The organism is Streptomyces sp. BHT-5-2, assembly GCF_019774615.1.
GTDB lineage: Bacteria > Actinomycetota > Actinomycetes > Streptomycetales > Streptomycetaceae > Streptomyces.
This window is the reverse complement of sequence record NZ_CP081497.1, coordinates 784,755-810,342: the sequence shown is the minus strand read 5'-3', so window position 1 is coordinate 810,342 and position 25,588 is coordinate 784,755. Positions and strand designations below refer to the sequence as shown.

General features: G+C 73.2%; 17 protein-coding genes. 7 read left to right on the top strand and 10 right to left on the bottom strand.

What is annotated here, in order from left to right:
* Positions 1 to 82 precede the first annotated feature (82 nt).
* Together K2224_RS31560 and K2224_RS31555 are read right to left on the bottom strand one after the other, a co-directional pair.
* Positions 83 to 4,933, bottom strand: coding sequence for a CHAT domain-containing protein (locus tag K2224_RS31560; protein ID WP_221910600.1), 4,851 nt, complete (start codon positions 4,931 to 4,933; stop codon positions 83 to 85).
* Positions 4,930 to 8,481 carry a right-handed parallel beta-helix repeat-containing protein gene (locus K2224_RS31555; protein ID WP_221910599.1) on the bottom strand — a complete coding sequence of 1,184 codons (3,552 nt, stop codon included), beginning with the start codon at positions 8,479 to 8,481 and terminating at the stop codon, positions 4,930 to 4,932. The genes K2224_RS31560 and K2224_RS31555 overlap by 4 nt, the downstream gene beginning before the upstream one ends.
* A 68-nt stretch (positions 8,482 to 8,549) precedes the next feature.
* On the opposite strand from K2224_RS31555, the gene K2224_RS31550 reads away from it, so the two are divergent.
* Positions 8,550 to 9,293 carry a TioE family transcriptional regulator gene (locus K2224_RS31550; RefSeq protein ID WP_221910598.1) on the top strand — a complete coding sequence of 248 codons (744 nt, stop codon included), beginning with the start codon at positions 8,550 to 8,552 and terminating at the stop codon, positions 9,291 to 9,293.
* On the opposite strand, the gene K2224_RS31545 is transcribed toward K2224_RS31550, so the two are convergent.
* Positions 9,244 to 10,905: a peptide-N4-asparagine amidase gene (locus tag K2224_RS31545; protein ID WP_221910597.1), complete on the bottom strand. Its 1,662-nt coding sequence runs from the start codon at positions 10,903 to 10,905 to the stop codon at positions 9,244 to 9,246. The genes K2224_RS31550 and K2224_RS31545 overlap by 50 nt on opposite strands.
* 127 nt (positions 10,906 to 11,032) lie before the next feature.
* Entirely contained in the window at positions 11,033 to 11,659 is a 627-nt protein-coding gene (locus K2224_RS31540; protein ID WP_260693589.1) for an ArsR family transcriptional regulator, read from the bottom strand.
* Positions 11,660 to 11,722: 63 nt separating this feature from the next.
* On the opposite strand from K2224_RS31540, the gene def reads away from it, so the two are divergent.
* Both def and K2224_RS31530 read left to right on the top strand, forming a co-directional pair.
* On the top strand, positions 11,723 to 12,460 hold the full coding sequence (gene def / locus K2224_RS31535; protein WP_260693588.1) for a peptide deformylase: 738 nt from the start codon (positions 11,723 to 11,725) through the stop codon (positions 12,458 to 12,460).
* Between the two features lie 266 nt (positions 12,461 to 12,726).
* Positions 12,727 to 13,380 carry a DUF4360 domain-containing protein gene (locus K2224_RS31530; protein WP_221910596.1) on the top strand — a complete coding sequence of 218 codons (654 nt, stop codon included), beginning with the start codon at positions 12,727 to 12,729 and terminating at the stop codon, positions 13,378 to 13,380.
* Positions 13,381 to 13,492: 112 nt separating this feature from the next.
* Here K2224_RS31530 and K2224_RS31525 read toward each other — a convergent pair whose 3' ends face one another.
* Both K2224_RS31525 and K2224_RS31520 read right to left on the bottom strand, forming a co-directional pair.
* The gene (locus K2224_RS31525; protein ID WP_221912064.1) at positions 13,493 to 14,491 is read right to left on the bottom strand and encodes a phosphotransferase; all 999 of its coding nucleotides are present in this window, start codon (positions 14,489 to 14,491) and stop codon (positions 13,493 to 13,495) included.
* A 268-nt stretch (positions 14,492 to 14,759) separates the two neighbouring features.
* The gene (locus K2224_RS31520) at positions 14,760 to 15,995 is read right to left on the bottom strand and encodes a M20 family metallopeptidase (protein WP_221910595.1); all 1,236 of its coding nucleotides are present in this window, start codon (positions 15,993 to 15,995) and stop codon (positions 14,760 to 14,762) included.
* Positions 15,996 to 16,114: 119 nt separating this feature from the next.
* On the opposite strand from K2224_RS31520, the gene K2224_RS31515 reads away from it, so the two are divergent.
* The 3 genes from K2224_RS31515 (at position 16,115) to K2224_RS31505 (ending at position 19,754) form a co-directional block, all read left to right on the top strand.
* A complete protein-coding gene (locus tag K2224_RS31515; protein WP_221910594.1) occupies positions 16,115 to 17,179 on the top strand; it encodes an Lrp/AsnC family transcriptional regulator in 1,065 nt (354 codons plus the stop codon).
* A gap of 205 nt (positions 17,180 to 17,384) precedes the next feature.
* Positions 17,385 to 17,651, top strand: a complete 267-nt coding sequence (locus tag K2224_RS31510; protein WP_260693587.1) for a DUF6207 family protein — start codon at positions 17,385 to 17,387, stop codon at positions 17,649 to 17,651.
* Between the two features lie 498 nt (positions 17,652 to 18,149).
* A complete protein-coding gene (locus tag K2224_RS31505) occupies positions 18,150 to 19,754 on the top strand; it encodes a metallophosphoesterase family protein (protein ID WP_221910593.1) in 1,605 nt (534 codons plus the stop codon).
* Positions 19,755 to 19,864: 110 nt separating this feature from the next.
* Here the strand turns inward: K2224_RS31505 and K2224_RS31500 are convergent, their stop codons facing one another.
* Both K2224_RS31500 and lspA read right to left on the bottom strand, forming a co-directional pair.
* Entirely contained in the window at positions 19,865 to 20,722 is an 858-nt protein-coding gene (locus K2224_RS31500) for a dienelactone hydrolase family protein (RefSeq protein WP_221910592.1), read from the bottom strand.
* Positions 20,723 to 20,894: 172 nt separating this feature from the next.
* The gene (gene lspA, locus K2224_RS31495) at positions 20,895 to 21,458 is read right to left on the bottom strand and encodes a signal peptidase II (protein ID WP_221910591.1); all 564 of its coding nucleotides are present in this window, start codon (positions 21,456 to 21,458) and stop codon (positions 20,895 to 20,897) included.
* Between the two features lie 171 nt (positions 21,459 to 21,629).
* Between lspA and K2224_RS31490 the strand changes: the two genes are divergently transcribed.
* On the top strand, positions 21,630 to 23,801 hold the full coding sequence (locus K2224_RS31490) for a TerD family protein (RefSeq protein ID WP_221910590.1): 2,172 nt from the start codon (positions 21,630 to 21,632) through the stop codon (positions 23,799 to 23,801).
* A gap of 225 nt (positions 23,802 to 24,026) precedes the next feature.
* Here K2224_RS31490 and K2224_RS31485 read toward each other — a convergent pair whose 3' ends face one another.
* Complete coding sequence (locus K2224_RS31485) at positions 24,027 to 24,407, bottom strand: peptidase inhibitor family I36 protein (protein WP_221910589.1); 381 nt, start codon at positions 24,405 to 24,407, stop codon at positions 24,027 to 24,029.
* Between the two features lie 280 nt (positions 24,408 to 24,687).
* Positions 24,688 to 25,587 (bottom strand): virginiamycin B lyase, encoded by a 900-nt coding sequence (locus K2224_RS40940; RefSeq protein ID WP_260693892.1) that lies wholly within the window; start codon positions 25,585 to 25,587, stop codon positions 24,688 to 24,690.
* Between the last annotated feature and the right edge of the window lies 1 nt (position 25,588).

Sequence of the window (25,588 nt, the reverse complement as noted above, 5' to 3'; positions counted from 1 at the left end):
TGGTCGGCGGCCTCCCTCGTAGGCAACAGGATTTCGCCGCGGCCGCTCACCCCAAGCGACTCGTCCCTCGCCGGTCCGCCCTTCAGGCACCGGTGTGGATGTGGGCCGCCCACAGGTGCGGTGCCCGGGCGTAACGGTCGCGGAGCGAGCGCAGGGGCCGGTGCAGGGCCAGCGCCGGGTCGAGGGGGCGGTGGTGGGCGAGGTCGTCGGCGAGGGCGGTGTAGAACTCCCCCGTGAGGCGGGTCGCCAGCTTGTCGGAGACGGTCCACAGGGTGCCGATCACATGCGGGTAGCCGGCGAGTTGGAAGGAGGACGCCAGTTGCACCGCCTCGTCGGGCAGGGTGATGCCGCCCTGCGAGGTGGAGCAGGCGGACAGCACGGCCAGCTCCGGGCCGCTCGGGCGCTGGGCGGCGACCTGGAAGGCGGTGAGCCGGCCGTCGTGGAGGATCAGTCCGCTGTCCGAGGGGTTGAGCAGGTCGCTGACGCCGTGGCAGCTGAAGTGCACCCAGGGGTGCTCGGCCAGGGCCCGGCCCACGGCGGCGACGGTGGCGGCGTCGCCGGTCAGGAACCGTCCGCCGGGGAAGAGTTCGGCCAGCAGCGCCGCCTCGTCGGAGGCGCCCGGCAGGGGCGTGCCGCCGGGGGTTTCGGAGAGTGCGACGACCAGCGGGGCCGGTTGCGGACGGGGGGCGCGGTCCCGGCGGGCGCGTGCCTGGAGCAGGGCGCGCACGGTGGGCGTGTAGGAGGAGACGGCCCGGTCGAGGACCCAGGTGCCGGAACCCGGGTCGCCGTGTCCTGCGGCGTGCAGCGGCAGGAAGGACAGCCAGCCGGTGGGGCACCACCACACCCGGGGCCAGGGTTCGCCGTCGCACGGGACGGTCCGCAGGCCGAGCCGGTCGAGGACGGGTTTTGCGACCGCGTCCCACAGCCAGTGCAGGATGTCGCCGAGGGTGCGCATCGCGGCGACCGCGCGCGGTACGCCGTGCTCGCCGTACGCCTCGTCGACGCTCTCGACGAACGCCGCCGCCCGCGCCACCACGGCGGCGGGGGTGAGGTCGGGCAGCGGGAGCACCTCGATGCCCGCGTCGGTCAGCAACAGGGCGTCGGAGCGGTAGGCGCTGACGTTGAGGACGACGACGGGTCCCTCGGCGGCGGTGAGCAAGTGGGGTGTCGCGGGCGGGCGGAGGAAGTCCCCGAAGCCGGGTAACTCCCGAATTTCTGCGAGGAGTTCGTCCCAGCGGCGGGCCAGGGCGTGCCGGGCCTGGGCGTCGAGTCCGGCGCTCTGCCCGGCGTTCTGCGGGGCGGCGCCGGCGGAGTCGAGCATCACCGGAGCGCGCGCGGGCGCGGCGCTCAGCCGCTCGCGGAGTTCTTCGAACTCGGCCGCGAGGGCGGGGGCGACGGTGCGCAGCCGTGAGGCGTCGGCGCGGTTCTCCAGGCCCTGGGCGAGCAGCACGCCGCGCCCCTGTTCCAGCAGTGCCAGGGCCCGGCCGGGGTCGCCGGCGCGCAGGGCGAACGCCGCGGCGTCGCCGGCCAGGCCGTTGCTCGCGCGCAGGCGTTCTTCCTGGTCGGTGCGGGCGAGGCTGCGCGGGGCGAGGCGCGGCAGCAGCTCGACGGCGTAGGAGTAGCCCGCCAGGGCGCCGGCGTCCCAGCCGGCGTGTGCGGCGGCCTCGCCCCAGGCACGGGCGGCCAGCAGGCGGGTGGTGAGGGGGGAGGCCGGGTTCTGCGCGGAACGGCGTGCCAGGCGGGCCGCCGCCACCAGGTCGACGGGTTCGCCGAGGAGGGCGCGGCGTACCTGGGCGGCGGCCAGGATCCACTCGGCGCGGGCCTGGTCGGGGTGGCCGTCGGTGGTGCCGGCGAGGGCTTCCCGGGCGGCGGTGACCGCGCGGTGGAGTCCGTGCGCCACCGCGGGATCGGGAGTGTCGTCGGCGAGTTGTGCGGCGGTCAGGTGGGCGCCGGCCAGGTTGGTCAGGGCGAAGGGGCGCCAGGGGTGGTTCTCACCGAGGCCGGCCACCGCGTCCTCCAGGGCCCGCCGGGCCTCGGCGGCCAGGGGGCCGCTGGTCTCCTCCTCGGTGAAGGCGCGGCTCTGGAGCAGCAGGCCGAGGTTGAGCGCGGCGAACTGGGGGCCGAGCCGCTCGCCGTGCTCGCGCGCCAACGCGGTGCGCAGCAGGGCGGCGGCCTCGTCGGCGGCGGCCGGGTCGCCGGTGATGTCGTACCAGCCGCGCAGCGCCTCGGCGAGGTTGTTGAGGAGCCCGGCCCGGTCGAAGGCGTCCGGCGGGCCCTCGTCCACGGCGCGGCGCAGCACGGCCACGCCCTCGGCCTGCCAGGTGCGGTCGCCGGTGATCTGGGCGCGTTGGAGCAGGGCGACGCCGAGGTTGGTCAGGACGTTGCCGGCGCCGGCGTGGCCGGCGGGCACGGTGGCGGCGGCCTCGCGGAGCCGCTCGACGGCGGTGTCCATGAGCGTCTCGTCGCCGGTGGTGGCGGCGCGGCCCCAGGCGGCGTAGCCGAGGCTGGTGAGGACCAGGAAGCGTTCGTCGGACGATGCCGGGGTGGCGGCGAGGGCGGCGGCGTAGTGCTCCAGCGCCGCTTCGCGGATCTGCTCGTCGCGGTGGTGGCTGTACTGCTCCATCAGGCCGTTCGCGAGACCGAGGAGAGCGCGCGGGGCGGGCGGTCCGGGCGATGCGGCACAGGCTTCGCGGTGCCGCTGGACGGCCTCCCGGAGCGGTTCGGGGTCGCCGGTGAAGCGGGTGAGGGAGCGGAGGGCGTGGCCGAGGCGGGTGAGTGCGTCGGCCCGGCTGGGGGTGTCCGGACCGGCGTCGGTCACCGCCTCGCGCAGCACCTCGACGGCCTCCGTCAGCAGGTTCCGGTCCGAGCGGACTTCCGCCAGGTGCTGCAGGGCGTCGCCGAGGTTGCCGAGGCGGTGGACGCGGAAGTGGTCGTCCGGCGGGGTGAGGGCGACGGCGGCGCGGTGGGCTCGGACCGCCTCGGCGAGCAGGTCGACGTCGCCGGTGCGCCGGCCGAACGTCGCCAGGGCGGCGCCGAGGTTCGAGTGGCGCACCGCCTTCTCGGAGCTGTCGGTGCCCGGCGCACAGGCCAGCGCCTCGCGCAGCAGGCGGACGCCTTCCTCGTAGAGACGGGTGGTGCCGGTGGCGACGGCTCGTCGTAGGTGGCTGCTGCCGAAGTCGGACAGGTACTCCGAGCGGCGCAGGTCGCGCGGTGGGAGCAGGGCGATGCCGCGGCGCATCTCCTCGGCCGCCTCCCGCCAGGCGGCCGCGTCGTCGGGGGTGGCACGGCCGGCGAGGGCGGCGCCGAGGGCGAACCGCACGGTGGCCTCGAAGGTCCCGGTGGGCTGCGGCAGCGTCAGGCAGGCGCGGAAGCAGTCGATGGCCTCGTCCGCGTCGGCGGAGCCGGCGCCGCGGCCCGCGGTGGGTGCCACGGCCTCGACGGCGCCGCCGTTGCCGCCGGCGGCGGTCAGGCAGCGGGCTAGCTGGAGCAGTACCTCGGCCCGCTCCGCCGAGCGCTCCGGGATGTCCCGTGCGAGGCCGCGGAGCAGTGCGATCGGCTCGGCGAGCGCGCCGGGGTCGCCGGCCGCGAGCGCGCGCAGCCGCAGCAGATCGGCGAACTCCGTGCCGCGGGCGACGCGTTGGCGACGGTCCCCGGCCGGCGTGGCCCCGAACGCCTGCCGGGCGAGGGCGGCGGCTTCGTCCAGGTCGGCGAGCCGGCCGTTGGTCACGTTGCGGGAGCGCAGCACTCCGGCGAGGACGAGGCATGCCCGGGCGTGCACCGGGTGGCCGGGCGGTGCGCCCTCGACGGCGTCGCGGGCGGCGGTGTGGGCGTCGGCCAGGGCGTCGGCGCGGTCGGTGCGCAGGGCGCGGCCCTGGAGGAACAGGCCGAGGTTGGTGAGGTAGACGGTGCGCTCGACGGGGTTGGGCGCGAGGTAGGCGGCGCGGCGGCAGAGTTCGATGCCCTCGTCGTAGAGGGCGGGGTCGTCGCCGTCGTCCATGGCGCGCATGACGAGCGCCATGCCCAGGTCGGACAGGACGGCGGCGGGCTGCGGGGCCGGGGTCGGCCCGGAGACCGCCTGGCGCAGCAGGCCGATCGCCTCGGGCAGCAGGGCGGGGTCGTCGAGGGTGGAGGCGGCGACGGTCAGTGCGGAGCCGAGCGAGGCGCGGAACAGCGGGCGGTTCGGGTCGTCCGGGGAGCAGAGCCGCACGGCCGTGCGCAGCACCGTCACGCTCTCCCGGGCGGCGGCCGGGTCCTGGTCCGCGGCGGCCCTGATGCGCAGGGCGAAGCCCAAGTTGCCGTGTCTGCGGGCCTGTTCGCCCTGATCGGCGGGGTGCGCGGCGACGGCGGCGCGGTTGGTCTCGATGCCTTCGGTGAGCGTCGCCGCTCCCGCGCCGTCGCGGAAGGTGTTGACGAGGACGAGTCCGAGGTCGGACAGGCAGGTGCCGTGTTCGGCGCTGCCGGCGGGGAAGCCGGCGGCGGCGTGCCGCAGCAGCTGCTCGGCGGCGCCCAGTGCGCCGGGGTGGCGCCCCTGTTGGTACACCATCGACGCGCCGACGCCGGCCTCGTAGGCCAGGACGGGGTCGGTGGCGGCTCCAGCCCGCCGGCCGGCGAGGGTGTCGAGGAGCGGGTGCAGGGCGGGTGGCACATGGTCGGGGTCGCCGAGTGCGGCGAAGGACAGCACGGCGGAGCCCAGCGCCGCGCGGTCCTGGGCGTCGCCGGCGAGGTAGCGGCACCAGTCGGCGAAGGCGAGGGTGTACACCGCCAGGGTGCGTACCCGGCCGTCGGGCAGTACGGCCTCGGCGCGGACCGCGTCGGCGGCCTCGGCGGCCTCCGGGCCGAGGAACCACCGCAGGGTGCCGGGGTCGGCGTCCGCCCGCTCGACCTGCGCCAGGATGCGGCGGGCCGCCTCTTCCGCGGCGGTGGCGTCCGTCATGGCGTCGTCCTTCCGCCGGGGCCGGCCGCTCCGGTGTCGGGCACGTCCTGCGGCAGCAGCAGGCGGAGTTCGTCCCGGGTGGGTGCCGTGCGGTCGGCGAGGCGGGCGGCCTGCCGCTCGACCATGCCTTCGAGGAGGGTGCGGGCGTCCCGGGCGTTGGCGGCGTCGCCCCGCAGGCGCCGGCGTTCGAAACGCTCGGTGAGCAGCGGGCCGACGTCGGAGGCCAGCAGGTAGGCGTGCCGGGCGGCCTGTAGCTGGACGATCTCGGTGAGTTCGGCGGGCTCGTAGGCGCCGAACTCCAGCACCCGCGAGAAGCGGGAGCGCAGACCGGGGTTGGATTCCAGGAAGGTGCGCATCTCCTCGGTGTAGCCGGCGGCGATCACCACGACGTCGTCGCGGTGGTCCTCCATCAGCTTGGTGAGCACGTCGATGGCCTCCTGTCCGAGGTCGGTCCCGGCGCCGAACCGGCGGGCCAGGCTGTACGCCTCGTCGATGAAGAGCACGCCGCCGCGGGCCCGGTCGAAGACCCGCTGGGTCTTCTGGGCGGTGTGTCCGAGGTACTCGCCGACGAGGTCACCGCGGGCGACCTCGATCAGATGCCCCTTCTTCAGGGCTCCCAGGGCGGCGAGGATCTGCCCGTAGAGCCGGGCGACGCTGGTCTTCCCGGTGCCGGGCGGGCCGGAGAAGACCAGGTGGTGGGCCATGGGCGGGGCCGGGAGTTCGGCCTCCGCGCGCCAGCGTGCCAGTCGGATCAGGTCGGTCTGCACGGTGACCTGCTGTTTGACGGCGCCGAGGCCGATCATGCTCTGGAGTTCGGCGAGCGGTCCGGCCTCCGGCTGCCGGGCGTCCTCGGCGGTGGCTCCGGTACGGACGTCGATCAGCACCACGCGGTCGTTGCCGGCGACGGCCTCTCCCTTGAACCCGGTGATCTCGCAGTCCTCGAAGCGCCCGACCGCCTGCGGGTCGAGGCGGATGCCGTCGCTCTCGCCGTCCCGCACCCGGGCGTGGGTGACGGTCAGCCGGCTGTTGTCGCGGGCGAGGATGCCGCAGCCGGCCGAGCGGACGACGGTGAGCAGGTCGGCGACGACGGTGGCGCTGCCGACGGTGAGGAGGCCCGCCTCGCCGGGCTCGACGACCGTGCACTCGCGGGCCACCAGGTGGCTGTCGTCGCGGCAGTTGAAGCCGAACAGGCGGGTCCGCTCGATGGTGGCCCGCTCGACGGTGACCCGGGCGCCGTCCTGGAGGGCGATGCCCGAGCTGGACAGGTCGGTCACCGTGGCGTCGGCGACCTCTACGGTGACGCCGTTGCCCCGGGCGAACAGTCCGCTGTCGCAGTCCTCCAGGCGCACACCGCGCAGCTGCACGGACGCTCCGTCCCGCACCACCATGGCGTTGGAGGTCTGGCCGCTGACCGCCAGGTCGGTGAAGGAGCCGCGGGAGTCGTTCACCACGACGCCGTTGCGGCCCCGGATGATCCGGCAGGCGTGCAGCTGGGGCGCCCCGCCGGTCAGGATGCTGACGCCGGTGTCCTCCGCGGCCTCGATCCGGCACTCCTCCAGCCGGCCGAGCCCTTGTTCCTGGATGTTGACGCCGGTGTTGCGGCAGTGGTCGAAGCGGCAGCCGCGGACGACGGGGTCGGCGCCGCGTGCGATGTAGAGGCCGTCCCGGGCGCCGTGGACGGAGCTGTCGCGTACGGTGCCGCGGGCCTGGTCGTGGTACGAGATGCCGGTCCGGTGGGCCTCGTGCACCCGGCAGCGGAGGATGTGGACCTCGGCGTGGTCGCCGGCGGCGAGGGAGGCGCTGCCGACGCGACGCAGTTCGCAGTCCTCGATACGGGCCGTGGCGCCGGAGACCTGGATGCCGTGGCCGCGGCTCTCGGTGACCGTGCAGCCGATGATGTCGGCCTCGGCACCGTCGTTGACCACGATCGCGTCTCCCTTGGCGGCGACGAACCGGCTGCCGCGCAGGGTGCCGCGCGCGCCGGCCAGCTCGGTGCGGCCCACCCGCACCTCGCAGTCGTCCACGTTCACCTGGGTGTCCCGCACCGCCCGGACGGCGAACTCCCCCAGGCCCTCGACCACGCACCGCCGCAGGGTGACACGGCCTCGGCCGGCGGTCCGCACGGCGGCCGAGGAGCGGTTGACGAGCCGCAGGCCGACGAGCGCGACGTGGCCGGTGCACTCGACGGTCACCTCGTCCGGGCCCTCGATCACCACGGTGTCCGGCCCCTGCGCCGCGCACAGCTCGACCGTCCCGGAAAGCGCGAGGCTCTCGTCGTAGCGGCCGGGCTCGATCAGGACCCGTAACGGGCGCCCCTGCGGTGCCGCTGCCAACGCCGAGGCGACGGTGCGGTGCTCCGCCCCGTCCTCGGCGGACACCCGCAGCGTCACGGCCTCTCCCGTCGTCGGCACCTCCGCCTCGGGCGGCGGCTCGGCGTATCCGAGGAGGTCCAGCACATCGGTCAACTGCCCGGGAAAGACGGCGAGTCCGTGGCGGTGACCGCGGTGCGCCGAGCGGACGGGCACCAGCTCGGCGGTGCGCTCCGCCGCCCGGTACGGGACGGGCCGGTGCGGCAGCGGCACGGGCGGCTCGACGCCGGCCGCGAGCCGCAAGAGGACCACATCCCGCTTTCCGTCGCCCGCGCCCTTGCCGACCTCCGCGGTCCGGACCGTGCCGCGCGGCAGCACCCGCTCGGCGCCGGCCACGCTCAGCCGCAGCCCGCGCCGTTCCACCCGGAGCCGGCAATCCCACGACAGCAGCCCGGCCAGTCGCGACCCACCCGCCACGACGAGCACGATCCATCCGCCCAAGGTGCCGACGACCGGCAGGAAGCCCAGCCGATGACCGGCGGTCTGCGCCACGAGGGCGGCGACCCCCGCCACGGCGAGCACCGGCCGCAGGCGCAGCAGGACGAGCCCGCGCCACGTCAGCAGACCGCCCGGTACCGTCACACCGCCGTCCGGGTCGAGGGGCAGCCGGACCGCGCCGTACCACCGTTCCCGCGCATGCGGCCCGATCAGCTCGTCGAGGCGCTCGCGCTTGAGTTCCAGCCGCCGCAGGTCGAGCACGACGCCCTGCCAGGCCACCGACCACCGGAGCGAACCCCACCCCGTCAGGCCCCGCGGACACCCCGCGAGCGTCCGGACGAGCAGCAGCCCCTGGAAACCGGTCGCCGCCTCCGTAGGCGGTGTACGCGGGACAGGCACCAGACACAGCCCCGCGACCTCCTGCCAGGGAAGGGACAACCGCCGCCCGCCGCCCCGGAGTTCGAGCCCCTCCCCCGACACCGTCAGGGCCACCGGCTCGCACAGCCGCCACCCCGACCGCAGTACGACCACCGCCCAGACCACCACGGCACCCAGACCGTACAGCCGCCACGCCAACTGCTCGGCACCGAAGGCCAGTTGACCGCAGGCAACCCCCGCCCCCACCGAGGGGAGCAGCAGGATCACCCCGACGGCACGGTCGGCGCTCGCCTTCCCGACCCGCACCCGCCCGGCCTCCGTGCCGGCCGCGCCCGCACTCCCCGCATCCGCCGTCCGTGCCATCACGCCCCCGTCGAGTCGAACCTGCCGCCGACTTCCGCTGCCCGGTCGTGCGGTAGAGTCCCCGACCGGTGATCACCTTGCGCCCTACCGACCTCGCTCGCGAACACGGCATCTCGACCCAGGCGGTCCGCAACTACGAGCGGGACGGGTTCCTCCCACCCGCCGAGCGTACGCCCAGCGGCTATCGGATCTACACCGAAGTCCACGCGGCCGCACTCCGCGCCTTCCTCTCGCTCGTCCCGGCCCACGGACACGCGGCCGCCGGCCGGATCATGCGGGCGCTGCACCGGGACGCCCTCGACGACGCCCTGGTGATCGTCGACCGCGGCCACCACCAGTTGCTCCGCGACCGCGACACCCTCGACGCGGTACGGAAGGCCGTCGGCCACCTGACGGCCTTCCGTACCACCGGTCCCGAAACCGCTGCCGGGCCGCCCGCGGGCACCGCGCCCCGCACCGTCGGCGATGTCGCACGCCGGCTCCAGGTCACCCCGGCGACCCTCCGCAAGTGGGAGGCCGCCGGCATCCTGGCCCCGGAGCGCGAACCGGTCACCGGCTACCGGGTCTTCCGCCCGAGCGACGTCCGCGACGCCGAGCTCGCCCACCTCCTCCGGCGCGGGGGCTATCCGCTGGCCCACGTCGCCACCGTGGTCCGCCAGGTCCGCTCGGCGGGCGGCACCGACACCCTGTCCGACGCCCTGGAGGACTGGCAGCGCAGGCTCACCGCTCGGGGCGTCGCCATGCTCGACGCCGCCGGTCGGCTCAGCGCGTATCTGGCTGTGCGCGAAGACCGCACCGCACGCCCGCGCTAGGCAGCGTCCGGTCCTCGGTCAACTCCCCTTGCGCCGTGGCCAACGTCCGGTCGTAGCAGACGCCCGGCCCGGCGAGGCGGTAGCGCTCGCGGGAGGTGCCGGTGGCGTGCCGCTCCTCGCGGGGCACGTTCTGGTTGTAGGCGGCGTCACCACGGTAAGTGTCGTCCAGCCGCGCCCAGTCGATGCGGCGGCCGGCCTGCAGGGTGGCAGTGTCGGCGCGGTCGCCCATGGCCATCGTCGTGCGCAGGCGGTTGCCCGCGCCCACGACGGTCGCACCGTCCATGGTGTATACGCGGTGGGCCCGGGCGAGGGTCGCCGGTCCCCGCCCGTGCACGGCCACCGTCTCGTCGTCGTACCAACGCGCCTGGAGGGCGTCCGTCGACTCGTCCGCGTTCCAACGGTGCGCGAAGTCCGCGGCGAGACTCCGACTGACGGTCGTGGTGACCCGACCGTGCGAGGTGTCGAGGTAACCGGCGGTCGTCAGGGAGTGCCTGCCCTCGGCCGTCAGACGACGCTCGTCGCCCGGCTCGTAGCTGGTCCGGTCGACCGGCTCGCCCGCCCGGCTCGTGAGCAGCCCGCCGGTCACCCGCGCCGCCTTGGCGTCCTGCCAGACCAGGATGTTGGTGGGGGTGCTCCACCCCTCCTGCCCCGCCGGCAACCCGGCGACCGACACCGCCACCCGATGCGGACGCCCGTCGTTCAGCAGCCCGGCGAAGGGGGTGAGGTCGTACTCCACCGGACGGACGTCGAACGCCCGCGGTCCGGGAATGACGTACCAGAGGAAGGGGTTGGACCAACCGCCTGTCCACACGGTCGGGTAGGGAGCGGCTATTCCGGCGAGCTTGCCGTCCACGGTCACCTGAACCTCGCGGTACGGGCCGTTCCTGGCCTTGCAGGAGTAGGGCGCGGTGTCCGGAACCGTCAGATACCAGAACTCCTCGCAGCCGCCGCCGGAGCCGGTCGCGTACACCTCGGCGACGATGCGTTCACTGTTGCGCGGAGCGGTCAGCCGCCCCGCGTACACCCCGCCCTCGGTGCGGGCGCCGTCCAGGGTGAGGACCTTGTCGGGGGTTGCGGCCTCCTTCACCGGGCCGCGGGCCGTATAGAAGGTCAGTGTCGCCTTGACCTTGATGGCGCCGGTGTAGGTGCTGTCGACGGTGTTGCCGATCAGCATCTCGACGGGCTGCCGTGCGCGCAGCACGGACGCGTACCGTGTGACGTCCTTCTCCACCTTCCAGGTGATGCCCTGGGGCGAGGGCTCGGGTGTCGAGGTGCGCAGCACCTCCACCCCGCCGATGTGCAGATAGCCGAGCCGGTCGAACTGCCGCCCGGCGACGGCCCCTTCCAGCCGGAGGACGACCTTGTTCCACCGGTGGCCGCACTTCGCGGGTGGTGTGTAGGTCCCCTTGTACGGCGTGTAGTCCCGGAACTCGGTGTCGGCGAGCGTCACTTGGCAGGAGGGCGTGTCCGGAACGGACACCGGCGGGCCCGCGGTGACCGGGTCGTGCCAGTGGGTGCCGAACTCACCGGGCGGCGCCGCGGCCGCCGCCGGGCCCACACCCAGCACCAGACCGGTGACGGCGGCGCACAGCGCAACAAGCAGTCGTCTCATGGGACAGGAGTGAACCGTCTCGCACCGCCGCGCACCAGTGCCCCGTTGGCCGATCCACCACGCGAGGCGAAGCGCCGCTCGGCACCTCGCTCAACGGCCGCCCCGGCCGCGCCCCGTCGGACCCGCCCTATCGGACACCGTCACCGTCTCCCTGCTCGGGGTCCGGATCGCGAGGCGGGTGCGGGTGTGACTGCGCCTGCGGATGCGGGAGCAGCGGAAACAGACGGCTGATCAGCGCCACCGGCCGGGCACCGTCGGGACGGGCCAACGGCCGCTGTTCGCGGTCGCGGTAGGGTGCCAGGGCCTTACGGATGGCGGCGGCCACCCGGCTCATTTCGTCCGGCGTCAGATAGGCGACGGCACTGAACGCCTCGTCGCGGCGCCAGGCCGCGGGTGCCTGGCCCCGCTGTTCGAGCCAGCGCTGCCAACTCTCGTCCTCCAGGCCGTGGGCGAGGTCACCGAAGTCCTCCGTCGCAGGCCCGGCCACCGGATCCGACTGCCGCAGGCGCCAGGGACGTGCCCGGCCACCGCCGTGGTGCGGGGCCCCTTCGATACGGCCGTGGCGGGCGAGCTGCCGCAGATGGAACGAGCAGAGCCCGGAACTGTAGCCCAGCCGGGCGGCGGCCTCGGTCGCCGTGACCGTGCCCACGTCGGCGAGCAGTGCCAGCAGGGCCGTGCGGACCTCGTGCTCGGGCAACTCCTCACCGGTGCGGGAGGGCTGGCCGGCCGGGAGGGTGAGGTCTTCTTCGGTCACTTTGCAAAGTCTGCTACTTTGCAAAGAGCCGTGCAAGTCCCATGTTCCCAGGGGGAGACACCGATGTCGCATCGGAACGACCGGCCGCAACCCGACGAGCAGACACACCACATCGTGCTGCCGACCCACGACGAACAGCCACGTCGCCGTGGCCGGTCACAGCCCGGTCCCGGGGACCGGCGAGTCCGCGTCCAGGGCGAGCCGGTCGATTCCTTCCCCGCCCTGCCGCCGGAGGCCCGACGCGGGGCGGTGCGCCGGATCACGGAGGTGGGCGAGGAGGTTTTGAGCCGTCCGTGCCGCGAGGTGACCGAGTTCGGCACCCCCGAACTCTCCGCGCTGGTCGACGACTTGTTCCTGACCATGCACATCGCCGACGGCGCCGGCCTCGCCGCGAACCAGGTCGGCATCGACCTCCGACTGTTCGTCTACGACTGCCCGGACGACCGCGGAATCAGACATGTCGGCCACATCGCCAACCCCGTGCTCACGCTCCCCGACCCGGGGCACCGCCACTTGATCGACGACTTCGAGGGATGCCTGTCGGTCCCCGGTGCGACCATGGAGGTCCCGCGCACCGACCGGGCCGTCGTGCGCGGCTTCGACAAGGACGGCAAGCCCCTGACCATCGAGGGGACGGGCTACTTCGCGCGGTGTCTGCAGCACGAGACCGACCACCTCGACGGTCACCTCTACCTCGACCGGCTCGCCAAGCGCGACCGCAAGGAGGCACTCCGGCAGATGGACGACCGCCGCGAGGACGTCTTCGCACGACGGGAAAGCAAGCAGAGAGCGCTTTCGTGACGGCATTCGTCACCGGCGCCGCCGTGGCTGTTCCGCCACGGGCCCCGGCGCGGAGGGTTGGGGGACGCGCCTGTGGCCCCGCACGGAAGCGCGGCTGGTCGACCCGGCTCGGCGGCGCGGCCCAAACGTCCGAATCAAGGCGTAGATTCGCCCCAATCCTCGGATGCACAGCTGTTCAAGCCGAGATCCCCGTGCTGGCATGCGCTCGTCACCCACCCCTGATGTGCCCGCACCCGCGGGTCCAGGACGACCGGAAGGACGAGCCCATGCTCAGCACGCTCAGTGCTGGTGCCGCAGCGGCAGCCTTGCTCCTCGGATCGGCATCCCCCACCACACCGGCCCGGTTCGGCGACGACCCGCCGTCCGGACAGATCACCATAGACGTCGCCACGGTCAACGGTTCGGGCTGCAGACCCGGCAGCGCCGCCGTGGCCGTCGCCCCCGACAACACCGCCTTCACCGTCACCTACAGCGAGTACCTCGCCCAGGCAGGCGGCGCCAGCAAGCCCACCGACGCCCGCAAGAACTGCCAGATCGCCCTCAACGTGCACGTGCCGCAGGGCTTCACCTACGCCATCGCGCGGGCCGACTACCGCGGTTACGCTTCCCTGGCGCCCGGCGCCAAGGGCCTGGAGCAGGCGAACTACTACTTCCAGGGCCAGCAGCAGACGGCCCGCAAGAGCCACGCCTACGCCGGGCCCTACAACGACAACTGGCAGAGCTCGGACGAGACCGACGTCGACCAGCTGGTCTACGCACCCTGCGGAGAGGAGCGCTACTTCAACATCAACACCGAACTGAGGGTGGACGGTTCCTCGGCCGCCCCCACGGCCACCAGCTACATGGCCATGGACTCCACCGACGGCAGCATCAACACCCTGTACCACTTCGCGTGGAAGGAGTGCCCCGCGCGTAGGTAGCCGTAGGCGAGAACCAGCCGACCGGCCCGGGCCCGTACGCGGCGGCGTACGGGCCCTGCGCACCGGGCCGCCACCGGTCGGCATCCGTCCGTCCCGCCCTGCGCCCCGCCCCTCACACGGCGGGTTCGGTGAAGAGTTCCCGCAGCCAGGCAGCGCTCTCGGCGGCTCCCGTGGCCGTGGCGTCGGGCGCGCCGGCTGGTGGGGGAAACAGCCGTCCCCAGGAATGGGCGCGGCCGAGTGCGCCGAGCCGCCAGGCCAGACGCAGCGCCCGCCGCAGTTCGGGCGTCGTCCGCCCGTCGCCCGTCCAGGGTTCGAGGTACGCGTCGCGTAGCCGCGGGAGGACGTCCGGGCCGTAGCGTTCGCGGGCCGCCGCGGCCGGGACCCGGAAGCTGCAGAAGGGATGGGAGACGGTGGCGTCGCCCCAGTCGAAGAAGGTGAAGCGGCCGGCCCGCGGGGCGAACAGCTGGCCGTCGTGCAGGTCGGCATGGTCGAGTGAGTCCGCGATCCCCAGTCCGACCAGCTCCGTGCACCAGTCCGCCAGGCGCGGCCGCAGCGCCCCCAGTCTGCTGCGGTCGTCCGCGGACAGTGCGGTGCTGCCCGCCACGATCCGGTCGAAGATGTCCGGGAGTTGGGCCGTACGGGCACCGGGGACGCCCAGGCGTTCCAGGTGCGCGGTGTGCGGGACGAGTGCGCGTTGCAGGTCGGCGTACTGGGCGAGCGGCTGCTCCCAGGCGCGCGGGTCGGCGGGGCCGTGGTCGAGGACGTCCCGGAACAGCTCCCCGCCGTCGGGCAGCAGCGCCCAGCCCCGCCCGGCCTCGACGGCGAGGGGCTCCAGTACCTGACCGGGCGCCCAGCGGGCCAGTGCCTCGGTCAGCGCCGCCTCGAAGGCGCTGGCCGGCGGGTTGGCCTTGAACCAGACATCGCCCCGCCCCGCGACCGGCAACCGCATCAGAACCGACCACGGCCGCAGCCGCACCCGCACGGCCCCCTCGGCCACCATCCGCAGACCACGGGCGTCGAGCGCCTGCCGCACCCATCCCAGGGCGGCATCCCGCCACGCCAGGCTCTCCCATGGCGTGACTGCCGTCGGATATCGACCGCGATCCACCATCATCGCCCCGTCAGCTGACCGGCCGGCCACCCTGTCGGCCGCCCTGCCGGGTGTCTTCTCGGCTGCCTTGTCATCCCGCACACCACCATCGCAGCACACCCGCCCCACCCGTCACCACCGCATTTCACCGTCACGGACGCGTGCGCACCATGCCGACCCCACCCATCCCTCAACTCCCTCTCACATCAGGGAACGTGGCGACATCGATGCGCCGGGCTCACCTGCCGCTGCCGACCAGGCCGAAAGGCATGCCCTGAAGGGGGCCGGCTCAGGGAGCGGTGACCGTCGCCCCCGTCCCCGCCACCGCCTGCGCCGTGTCGGCCAGTCGGCGCTCCGCCAGTTCCGTCAGCAGCGCCGCCTGCCGGTGCAGCACCCCGTCGTCGAAGACGGCGCGCGGCGAGTGGATCATCGGGGCGTGCTGCCAGTCACTCCCCGCCGGGGCCGCGCCCACCAGCAGCATCGCGCCCGGGACGCGGTTGAGGACGTAGGCGAAGTCCTCGGAGCCGTTGGTGGGTACCGGGGACTCCCACACCTCGCTCGGGGCGAAGAGGTCGCGGGCGGTGGCCACGGCGAAGGCCGTCTCCGCCACGTTGTTGACGGTGACCGGGTAGTGCCTGCCGTAGTCGGCCTCCGCGTCCAGGCCGTGCGCGGCCGCGATGGAGCGCACCAGGCGCGGCAGTCCCTCGGCGAGCCGGTCCCGGGCGGACTCCGAGTAACTGCGCACGGTTGCCTGGAACTCGGCGGTGTCGGGGATGACACTGGCCTTGGTGCCGGCGTGGAAGGTGCCGACGGTGACGACGACCGGGTCGAAGATGTCGAAGGCGCGGGTCACCCAGTTCTGCACGGCGGTGACCATCTCGCAGGCCACCGGGACGGGGTCCTTGGCCGTGGCCGGCGTCGAGCCGTGGCCGCCCTCGCCGCGCACCGTCACGGTCAGCAGGTCGGAGGCGGAGGTGATGGTGCCGGAGCGGGTGATGACCACGCCGCCGGGCACCTGGTTGGAGGACACGTGCAGGGCGTACGCCGCGTCGAGCGGTTTGCCGGCCGCGTCCAGCACGCCTTCCTCGATCATCGCGCCGGCCCCGTTGTAGCCCTCCTCGCCGGGCTGGAACATGAACACCACATCGCCGTGCAGGTGTTCCCGGCGTTCGGCCAGCAGCCTGGCCGCGCCGACGAGTCCGGCGGTGTGCAGATCGTGCCCACAGGCATGCATCCGGCCGGGGATCCGGGAGGCGTAGTCCACACCGGTCTCCTCGGTGACCGGCAGGGCGTCCATGTCGCCGCGCAACAGCACCGCCCCGCCGGGCCGGCCGCCGCGCAGCACGGCAGTCACCGAGGTGAGGCCGGTGCCGAGAGTGATCTCCAACGGCAGTCCGTCGAGGGCCGTGAGCACCTTCTCCTGGGTACGCGGCAGTTCCAGGCCCAGCTCCGGCTCCCGGTGCAGCGACCGGCGCAGCCGCACCAGTTCGGGTTGCAGTTCCTTGGCGCGTTCCAGTGCCGACATCTCGCGTCCTGTTCCTGTTGCTCCGGGAGTGACTGGTACGGTCCGTCCGTACCGAGTCCAGGCTGAAGGTCGAGCCGTCCGACGGCCCGATTTCGCCGGAAAAACGCAAGGAGGTGCCTGTGACGCAGGATTCCGGCCGAACTCCGGACTCTCTGGACCATGTGGACCAGGCGCTGGTGCATGCCCTGCAGATCGCGCCGCGGGCCAGCTGGACCCGGATCGGCGCCATCCTCGGACTGGACGCCGTGACGGTCGCCAGACGCTGGAACCGGCTGACCGGGACAGGTGCCGCATGGATCAGCTGCCATCCGGCCCCGGTGCTGGCCGCGTCGGGCCAGGGGTGCCTGGCGTTCGTGGAGATCGGCTGTGCGCCCGGCCGGTTGCTCGCCGTCGCACGCGCACTGGCCGACGCGCCGCATGTCGTGGCGCTGTCGCACGTCACCGGGGACCGCGACCTCCAACTCAACGTCATGGCCCGCGATCCGGCGATGCTCTCCCGCTGGGTGACCCATGACCTCGCCGCGCTGGACGGCGTGCTGGCCGCCCGTACGCATCTGGCCGGTCCGGTGCACGCCGAGGGCAGCCGGTGGCGCCTGCGCGCCCTCGGCCGGCAGCAGGTCGCCCGGCTCGCCGCCGACGCGCCCCGCCGCGGGCCGGCCGCCCCCGCCTTCGTCCTCGACGACCTCGACCAACGGCTGGTCACGGCGCTGTCCGTGGACGGCCGGGCCACCTACCGCGCGCTGGCCGAACAGTGCGACGCGAGCCCCGACACGGTGCGCCGGCACGTCCAGCGCCTGTTCGCCGCGGACATGTTGCACGCCCGGTGCGAGGTCGCCCGCCCGCTGTCCGAATGGCCGGTGACCGTGACGTTCTGGGGCCGGGTCCCGGCGGCCCGGCTGCGCGAGGTGACCCGGCGGGTCACCGGGATGCGCGAGGTCCGCCTGTGCGCGAGCGTCATCAGCCGGCACAACCTGCATCTCGTCGCCTGGGTGCGCTCTCTCGACGACGCCCAACGCTTCGAGGTCCGCCTGGCCGAGCGGGCCCCGGATCTGACCGTCGCCGAACGGGCGGTCGCCCTCTGGCACATGAAGCACGGCGGGCATCTCCTCGACGAGGAGGGCTACCGGGTGGGCGCCACACCACTGGCCCTCTGGCAGGAGCCGACTGCCGCCCGCCGCCCCTGACCCGGGCAGACATCCTGCGGCCGCCCCGGCATCCACGGTGCCCTTCCGGCCGTCCCGTCCCGTTCCGGCCCGGCACCGTGCCGCCCGGCTGAGCGGGGGCGAACCACAGCCGCCCACGGTCAACCCACCATCCCCACGGACCACGTTCGGATGAACCCTGCCCGCTTCTCCTTACGCCACAGGGCGAAATAGGTCATACAGAACTGTGCATATCCACGAGGAACATGTCAGCGAGCCCGGCATGGTCGTCATCGACGTCACCGCCGCCGACGAAGCCACCGCCACCCTTGCCGCGGCCGAGCTGGGGCGCCTGTGGCGTTCCAGCGGCCCCTCCGCGCCCTGGCACACCCCGGGCCGCCCCGGCGTCTCCGTCCGCGCCTATCTGGACCTGCGCCATCGGCCCTCGTCGGCTCCCGAAGAGGTGCACCCGCTGCCCGGGCGGCGCCGGAAGGACCGAACTCACGGCAAGTAGGCCGCCCCCAGTACGACGGTCAGGACGAGCAGGGCGGCCACCACCCCGCCGGCGACGGCGATCACCCCGCGATTCACGCACGGCACCGCCGGCAGCTCCCGTGGCACGCACCACGAACAACAGCGATCCGCTCTGACACGCCGCTGCTCCAGCCAGTACGCCCCGCGCAGCTGCGGCGTACCTGCGCTTTCCGGGTCGGAGACGGAAGACTCCATGCCCGGCCAACGAGGACGCGCCGCGGAGGACACCACCGCCGTCCACCCCAACCGGATCGCCACCCCCGGATCGCCACCCCCGGACTACCGCGGCCCCAGGGCGCCACGACAGCGACCCGGCAGCGCAGCTGGTGGGCGTTGCCGTCCGGAACCGCCGCCAGTGCCGGGTTCGCCCGTTCCTCGGCCCGGCAGGTCGGCCCGGCATCGACCGGCATACAGTGCACCTGACCATCGCACCTCTTTCCGACCTGCCGCCAACTTCCTTCTTCACGGAGGGTGTTATATGTCGATCGCGCGTAGATCGCTCCTGACCGGCTCGACGGCGGCCGCGGCCGCCACCGCACTCGGCGCCGCGGGGGGCGCCGAGGCCGCCGCCCCGCACCCGCTGCTCCAGCGCACACCCAGCCGTCTCGGGGTGCCCGGAGTGACCGGGCTGCACCTCCAGTTCGGCGCCGACCCCGCCACCGAGATGACCGTGTCCTGGATCAGTCCCCGGTCCGTTCGCCGTCCGCAGGTGCGCCTGGGATCGCCGGACGGCGGCACCGGGCAGGTCGTCGAGGCCGAGACCCGCACCTATCGGGACGGGCTGTCCGGCGAGGAGGTGTATGTGCACCATGCCCGGATAGGCGGGCTGCGGCCCGACACCACCTATCTCTACGCGGCCGGGCATGACGGTGCGGCGGCGGAGAGCGGTACCTTCACGACGGCGCCGCGCGGGCGTACCGCGTTCACCTTCACCAGCTTCGGCGACCAGGGCGCGCCCAATCTCCGACGTTCCGTCAAATGGCCTGCGGGAGGCGCTCCTTCTCCCTCGGGGCGGTTTCCGCTCTACACCAGCAGCCAGGCCGGTACACCGGCGTCCGCCGACATCGTGGCCGCGGTGGAGCGGGTCGAGCCGCTGTTCAACCTGGTCAACGGCGACCTGTGCTACGCCTCGGCGGCCGGCGTCTTCGGGCAGAACCGCGTCGCGACCTGGGCCGACTGGTTCATCAGCAACAGCCGTTCGACGCGCCTGCGCCCCTGGATGCCCTGCCTGGGAAACGGCGAGAACGAGAAGGGCAACGGGCCGTTGGGGGTGACCGGATACCAGGCGTACTACACTCTGCCCGGCTCGACGGCCGACGCCGATCCCGGGACACGGGGCCTGTGGTACGCCTTCACCGTCGGCGCCGTCCGCTTCATCAGCCTGGCCAACGACGACGTGGCGATCCAGGACACCGGCGACACCTATGTGCACGGTTTCTCCGATGGTGCGCAACGCCGTTGGCTGGAGCGTGAGTTGAGGGCGGCGCGGGCGCACGACGGCATCGACTGGATCGTGGTCTTCATGCACCACCCGATGATCTCCAGCAGCCGCAGTGGCAGCGGCAGCGACCTCGGCATCCGCACGGCGTGGGGCCCGCTGTTCGACGCGTACGGGGTGGACCTGGTGCTGTGCGGGCACGAGCACTACTACGAGCGGTCGCTACCGGTCCGCGGCGCCCTGCCGAACGAGGCGCGCACCCCCATACCGGTCTCGACCAGGACCGATGTCGCAAACACCAGCCAGGGCACGGTCCACATGATCATCGGTGGCGGGGGCAACTTCGCGACCACCCAGGACGATCTGTTCGAGGAGCCCAAGGGGCGGGTCGTCGTCGATCTGAGCAAGGAGACCGAGGGCCGCCACCGCAAGGCCGTCTTCATCACCGAGGACGCGCCGTGGCGCGCCGTCCAGGACCGGGTCCACACCCACGGCTTCGCCGCGTTCGACGTCGATCCGGGTGATGCCCGTACCGGCCGCACCCGCATCCACGTCACGTACTACACCTTCGACGGACCCTACGGCGAGCTGACGCCCGTGGACGCCTTCACTCTGGAACGGCCGCGCAAGGCCGGTCGCCGCTGAGGTGGCCGGCTGGGCGGAGGGCGCGTACTCCGCCCAGCCGTGACTCGTTCCGCCGTCAGGCGGCCGGACGGCCAGGGTGCTGCTGCGCGGCACCCGCGGCCGATCGGCCGTCAATTCCCCGCGGGTGTCTTCCTGTCCGCCTCGTCGGGCGATTCGAGCAGCCGCTTGCGGAAGAGGTCGAGTACGTCGTCCAGCGCCTCGCGGGTCGGCTGGCCGGGCTCGTCGACGAGGTGCTCGGTCAGTACGGAGTGCGGCGCCATCGCGGACCGCGGGTTCGCGGCGGACGCGGGGAGTTCCACGGCGGTGAACGCGTCGCCCAGTTCGCGGCGCAGGAACGCGAAGCGGTCGCGCGGCACCAGTCGGTCGCCGTGGAACCGCAGTCCCATCACCTGAAGGCCCTCGCGTTCGCAGCGGCCGCGTACGGTGGCGAGGTCCTCGGCGGAGATGTCGATGCCGCCGGCCCGGCTGCGGGTGACGGCCAGCGGCAGCGACGGCTGGGAGACCACAGGGGCGAGCAGCCGGTCGTCGACGGCCATGGCCAGGGCGAACCCGCCGGTCAGGCACATGCCGACGGCCCCGACGCCGGGCCCACCGCAGCGCTCGTGCTCGTGGGCGGCCAGGGCCCGCAGCCAGGTCACCACCGGCGAGGACTTTCCGGTGGCCAGGACGGTGAACTCCCGGCTGACGCAGACCTTTCGCATCGTCGAGGCGGCGTAGAGGGTGGACTTGAGCCAGCCGACCTCGGTGGGGTCCACTTCACGACCGGGGGTGCCGAAGAGGACCGGGAGCACGGCTGTGCAGCCGATGGCGGCGACCCGTTCCGCGAACCGCAGCACCTTCGGTGTGATGCCCGGGACCTCCGTGATCACGATCACCGCGGGCCCGGTGCCGCGCCGAAGGGTGCGGCGGGTGACGCCGCCGTGGGTGAAGGTTTCGCGGTCGAATCCGGTCAGGTCATGGTCTGCCATGGAGTACCACCGTTGTGATCGACGACCGGTCGACGACCGGTCGGGGACTGGCCGGAGACTGGTCGGGAGAGGGTCGGAGAGAGGTGGGGTCGGTCGGACGGTGCGTGATGGGGAGATCCTGGGGGGGCGCCTGGGGTGGCTGCCTGAGACGGCACCCGCCGGGCCGGGCGGCTCAGGCGGTCGCCTCGTCCGCCGTTCTCCCGGCGTCGCCCAGCTCCCAGCCCCGGAAGGAGCAGAAAACGATCAGGACGCCGCCGCAGACGATCGCCCAGTCGGCGAGGTTCATCACGCTGAAGCCGCGGACGGCGATGAAGTCGACCACCGCGCCTTGGAGACCGCCGGGGGCCCGGAAGAGGCGGTCCGTGAGATTGCCGAGGGCACCGCCCAGCAGGAGGCCCAGTGCTATCGCCCACGGGAGGCTGTAGAGCTTGCGCGCCAGGCGGACGATCGCGACGACGACGGCCACCGCGATGAGCGTGAACACGATGGTCATCGCCCCGCCCAGACCGAAGGCCGCACCGGAGTTACGCGTCACCCGGAGTTCCAGCCAGCTGCCGAGCACCGGGAACGGCGCGTGGAACTCCAACTTGTCCACCACCGCCAGTTTGCTCAGCAGGTCGATCAGATAGACGCAACCCGCCACTGCCAGCAGCAGGGCGACGCGCCGCCGCCCGCCGCGCGCCGCCGCTCCCCCGCCCGTGGTGTCCGCCCCGGTTTCCTGCCCTGGATTCGCCACGTTCCGCCCCCTCGATATCCGTTGTGCGGCCCACCTTAATCCCGATGAACTGCCGCAGTACGCTGGGCTGTCGCGTACTGCGGCATCGGAGCGGCTGCCTGGGGCGAGCGCTCGGGCGGGCGAAGCGAAACCCGGGTGCACCGGCGAACGCGTGTCTGGGACCATGCGGGGATGGGAAACGGCCTCGCTTCACTGGTCATCCGCCACACCCACCGCCTGCCCGCCCCTTCGGGGCCGGCCGGGGACGGTGACGTCGCGGCGCGGCAGTTCGACTCCGCGCTGATGTCGGTGGGCTTCAAACTCTCCGGGGAGTTGCTGGCGCACCTGTCGGGGCTGTCCACGGACACGGTCGTCGAGACCGCCGTGCACACCCTGCGCACCGTCCGCACGATGGTCGGCGACCACGTCGAACACAACGTCTACTTCCGCGACTTCCCGTCCCGGGTGCCCGCCACGTTCGACTTCTGGATGCACTGCATCGGCCAGGCACTGGCGGACGACGCCGCCCGCGACCGCACTCTCGGACAGCTCCGCAGCGGCGTGCTGGACCTGCTGACCCTGCCGACCTACGGCGTCTACCAGCACACCTACACCGAAATGCTCGCCGCCCATGACGAGTTGATCGCGGCGGCCGGCGACCGTCTGACGGTGCTGCACCTGGGCGGCAGCCTGGCGGACGAGACCACCGCCGCCTACCTCGCGCTGGCCGGGAGCAGCACGCCTCTCGGTGACGACGTCCGCGACGACCTGCGGCTGCTCGCCGAGCACTGCGCCACCGGCCCCCAGCCCGAGACCATCCCCGTCCGCGAGAACCGCGCGCTGGTCAACCAGGCACGCCTGGCCATCGGCGCCGACCTCCTCCTGGACACGGTCACGGACGTGCTCCGCCTGGCCTGTGCGCTGTCGGACGGTGATGTGACGCTCCAGGAGCCGACCCGCTTCCATGCCCTGTCCCGGCCGATCCGGCGCGCCCTCCTCGCAGGGCTCGACCGCGTGGTCGCCGCGTCCCCGGCCAAGGTCGCGGACGTGGCGGCCCATCGCGAGCCGTGGAAGCGGCTGGGCGAGCGGCTCCACCCGCACGAGTACCCGCGCCGGCCGTACGCCGCCTCGGTGTTCGCCGTCGCCCGCGGCGAAGTGTCCGCCCGCTCCCTGGACGGCCGCGTCGAAGAGTGCCTGGCCAGGCACGACCTCACCGGCGCACTGGAGCTGCTGACCGCCGCACCGGGCAAGCTGTTCCGCGTCCTGGACCGGCTGCTGCGCGACGCACCCACCCAGGAGGAGCGGGACGCCGTCGCGGCCGCCGCCGAACGGGTCGCGCCCCAGGTCTCCGGCCGCGTCCTGCTCTCGGTGCGCGAACACCTCCACAACCGCACCGAGGAGCCCGGCGACCGCCGGGTCTTCGTCAACCGCCGGGGCCGTGCCTGGGTCACCTTCGACTCCCGCCGACCCGTGCCACCGGCCGAGCACAAGCGACTGACGGCCACGGTGGACGCCGAGATCCGCCGCCGTCTGCCGAGCCCGGGCCGTCTGCTCGTCGACCCCGCCATGCTGGATGTCGCGCTTCCGCTCAGCGGCAAGGCGACCGCCTCCGGCCTCGGTGTGCTGCCGCGCGGCTCGGTCTCACCCGTCGACGGCGAACTGCTGCGCTTCTTCGTCCACTGGAAGCAGACCGCCCGCGACACCGACTTCGACCTGTCGGCTCTGATGCTCAACGCCGACTACTCCACGCACTCCTGGCTGTCCTACACGGCCCTGACCGCCGTCGGCGGCAAGCACTCCGGCGACATCACCCAAGCACCCGACGGCGCCTCGGAGTTCATCGACCTGCGCCTGGACGCGGTGCCCGGCACCTTCATCGTCCCGCAGGTCGACATCTACTCCGGCGAGGGCTTCGACGAGGTCGAGGAGTCGTTCTTCGGCTTCATGCTGCGCGACGCCGAGCAGCGGGGCCGCCCGTTCGAACCGCGTACCGTGCGGATGAAGTCGGAGCTCCGCGGCCCCGGCCGGGTCGCCCTGCCGCTGGCCTTCCAGCGCGGCGCCGACGGCCGCTGGCGCGCCAAGTGGCTGCACCTCTGCCTGAGGGGCACACCGACGTCCAACCAGGTCGAGGGGAACCGCGTCTCCGTCGCCACCCTGCTGCGCGGCATCGTGGAACGCGACTACCTCACGGTCCGGTACCTCGCCGATCTGATGGCCGACTCCGCGACCTCGGTCACCCTGTGGGAGGGCCGGGCACTCCCCGACGAACCGGTCACCTACCTCGGCCTGGCGCGCCCCGACGGTCTGCATCCGGACTCCCGGGTCATCACCCCCGGCAATCTCCGCGACCTGATACCCGCCTGACTGTTATCGTTGGCCGCGGCGAGGCCATGACGGGACTTCCTTCTCCTCTTCCTTTTGAATCTAGTCCCCTCGCTCTCCTCGCCCTCGACTTTGTACGAGCCGCGGCCAAGGCGCTGTGGAGCACGCACTGTTGTGCCCCACAGCGTCACCGGCCGGAAGTCGGTCCGTCAGCGCAGGCAGTTCACGGTCCAGCAGTCCAGGCAGTCCGTCAGCCCAGGCCGTCCGTCACTGCGGGCGGAAGGAACGGATCTGGTAGTTGCCCATCAGGTTGCCGCCGGTTCCGGCACGGGTGGAGCCGACCCGGCCGTGGTAGTTGGTCTGGGTGTAGTACTGCACCCGGTGACCGGTGCCGTTCCACACGGACCGGACTTTCAGGCCCCTCCGGATGAAGGAACAGTCGTCCGCGGTGTTCGCCTTGCTCCGCTGCGACCACTGGCAGCGGGTCCCGCCGCCGTTCCAGCCGCTGTAGATGCAGAAGTAGCCGGGAGTACAACGGTAGGACGCCCGGTGGGCGGGCGCCGCGGAGGCGGCGGCTGCGGTGGGCGCGAGACCGAACACGACCGCCAGGGCGGCCGAAGCGACGGCGAACGAACGCATGCGACGCATGGCAATGCTCCTCGGTGTAGGCGGGAAGACCACTGCCGTCGGCGAAGCCAACGGCCAGTCGTGGAACCGCCGCCAGTATCGGCCGATGCCCAGGCCGCGATGGGGCGGTTTTCCGGATTCTTCGCCCCGCCGTCGAGGCACTGCGGCGTGCGTACCGGGCGCACCCCGGCGCCTGCGCCCCCGCAACACTCCCGCACGCCCACCTACCACCCTCCACGACCGCCGCCCGTGCCTGGGCGGCACCAAGTCATCCTCGGCCGTCCCAGGCACGGCGGACCGTCTATTCGGCGGGTACCGCGATCCTGGCCAGGGAACCCGTCTCCAGGGCGCACCAGACCGCACCGCGGTGCTGGACGATGCCGTGCGGCTCACAGGCAGGGCGGGGCAGGTCGTAGCCGGTGATCCGGCCGTCGGTGCCGATCCGCCCGACCCGGTTGCCGCCCCATTCGGTGAACCACACGGCGCCGTCGGGGCCGGTGGTGAGGGCGTGCGGACGTGCCTGGCGATCGGGCAGCGGGTACTCGGTGACGGTGCCGTCCACCGTGATGCGGCCGATCTGCCCCGCACCGATCTCGGTGAACCACAGGGCACCGTCCGGTCCCGCCGTGATGCCCACCGGGGCGGCGGACGCCGTCGGCAGCGGGTACGCGGTGGCTTCGCCGTCGACGGTGATCCGGCCGATGGCGTTGCCCTGGTTGAGGGTGAACCACAGGGCGCCGTCGGGGCCGGCGGTCAGGGCGGAAGGAAAGGCGCCGGGTGACGGGTACTCGGTGATCTCACCGTCCATGGTGATCCGGCCGACGCGGTCGGCGGCGGACAGCGTGAACCACATCGCACCGTCCGGGCCCGCGGCGATCCCGAATGGCCCGCCGTCCGCGGTCGGCGGCGCGAAGGAGGTGGCCTCGCCGTCGACGGTGATCCGGCCGATGCGGTGGGTCCCGTACTCGCTGAACCACAGGGCACCGTCGGGCCCTTGGGCGATCACGGTGGGACGCGCACCGACCGGATGTACGGTGATCTGGCCGTCCTCGTCCCGGCGACCGATCGCGCCCTGGTGGACCAGGGTGAACCACAGGGCCCCGTCGGGTCCCTCCGCGAGTGCGTAGGGACCTGCCTCCGGGCCGCTCACGGTGACATCGCGTACCGGATCGGCGAGCCATCGGCCGAGCCGGTCGAGCAGC

What these genes read in the sequence shown, in the direction of transcription:
- K2224_RS31520 (WP_221910595.1), bottom strand. Translation starts at nt 15,995, where the DNA reads ATGTCGGCACTGGAACGCGCCAAGGAACTGCAACCCGAACTGGTGCGG.
- K2224_RS31505 (WP_221910593.1), top strand. Translation starts at nt 18,150, where the DNA reads ATGTCGATCGCGCGTAGATCGCTCCTGACCGGCTCGACGGCGGCCGCG.
- K2224_RS31500 (WP_221910592.1), bottom strand. Translation starts at nt 20,722, where the DNA reads ATGGCAGACCATGACCTGACCGGATTCGACCGCGAAACCTTCACCCAC.
- K2224_RS31545 (WP_221910597.1), bottom strand. Translation starts at nt 10,905, where the DNA reads ATGAGACGACTGCTTGTTGCGCTGTGCGCCGCCGTCACCGGTCTGGTG.
- K2224_RS31485 (WP_221910589.1), bottom strand. Translation starts at nt 24,407, where the DNA reads ATGCGTCGCATGCGTTCGTTCGCCGTCGCTTCGGCCGCCCTGGCGGTC.
- K2224_RS31560 (WP_221910600.1), bottom strand. Translation starts at nt 4,933, where the DNA reads ATGACGGACGCCACCGCCGCGGAAGAGGCGGCCCGCCGCATCCTGGCG.
- def (WP_260693588.1), top strand. Translation starts at nt 11,723, where the DNA reads ATGTCGCATCGGAACGACCGGCCGCAACCCGACGAGCAGACACACCAC.
- K2224_RS31525 (WP_221912064.1), bottom strand. Translation starts at nt 14,491, where the DNA reads ATGGTGGATCGCGGTCGATATCCGACGGCAGTCACGCCATGGGAGAGC.
- K2224_RS31530 (WP_221910596.1), top strand. Translation starts at nt 12,727, where the DNA reads ATGCTCAGCACGCTCAGTGCTGGTGCCGCAGCGGCAGCCTTGCTCCTC.
- K2224_RS31490 (WP_221910590.1), top strand. Translation starts at nt 21,630, where the DNA reads ATGGGAAACGGCCTCGCTTCACTGGTCATCCGCCACACCCACCGCCTG.
- K2224_RS31555 (WP_221910599.1), bottom strand. Translation starts at nt 8,481, where the DNA reads ATGGCACGGACGGCGGATGCGGGGAGTGCGGGCGCGGCCGGCACGGAG.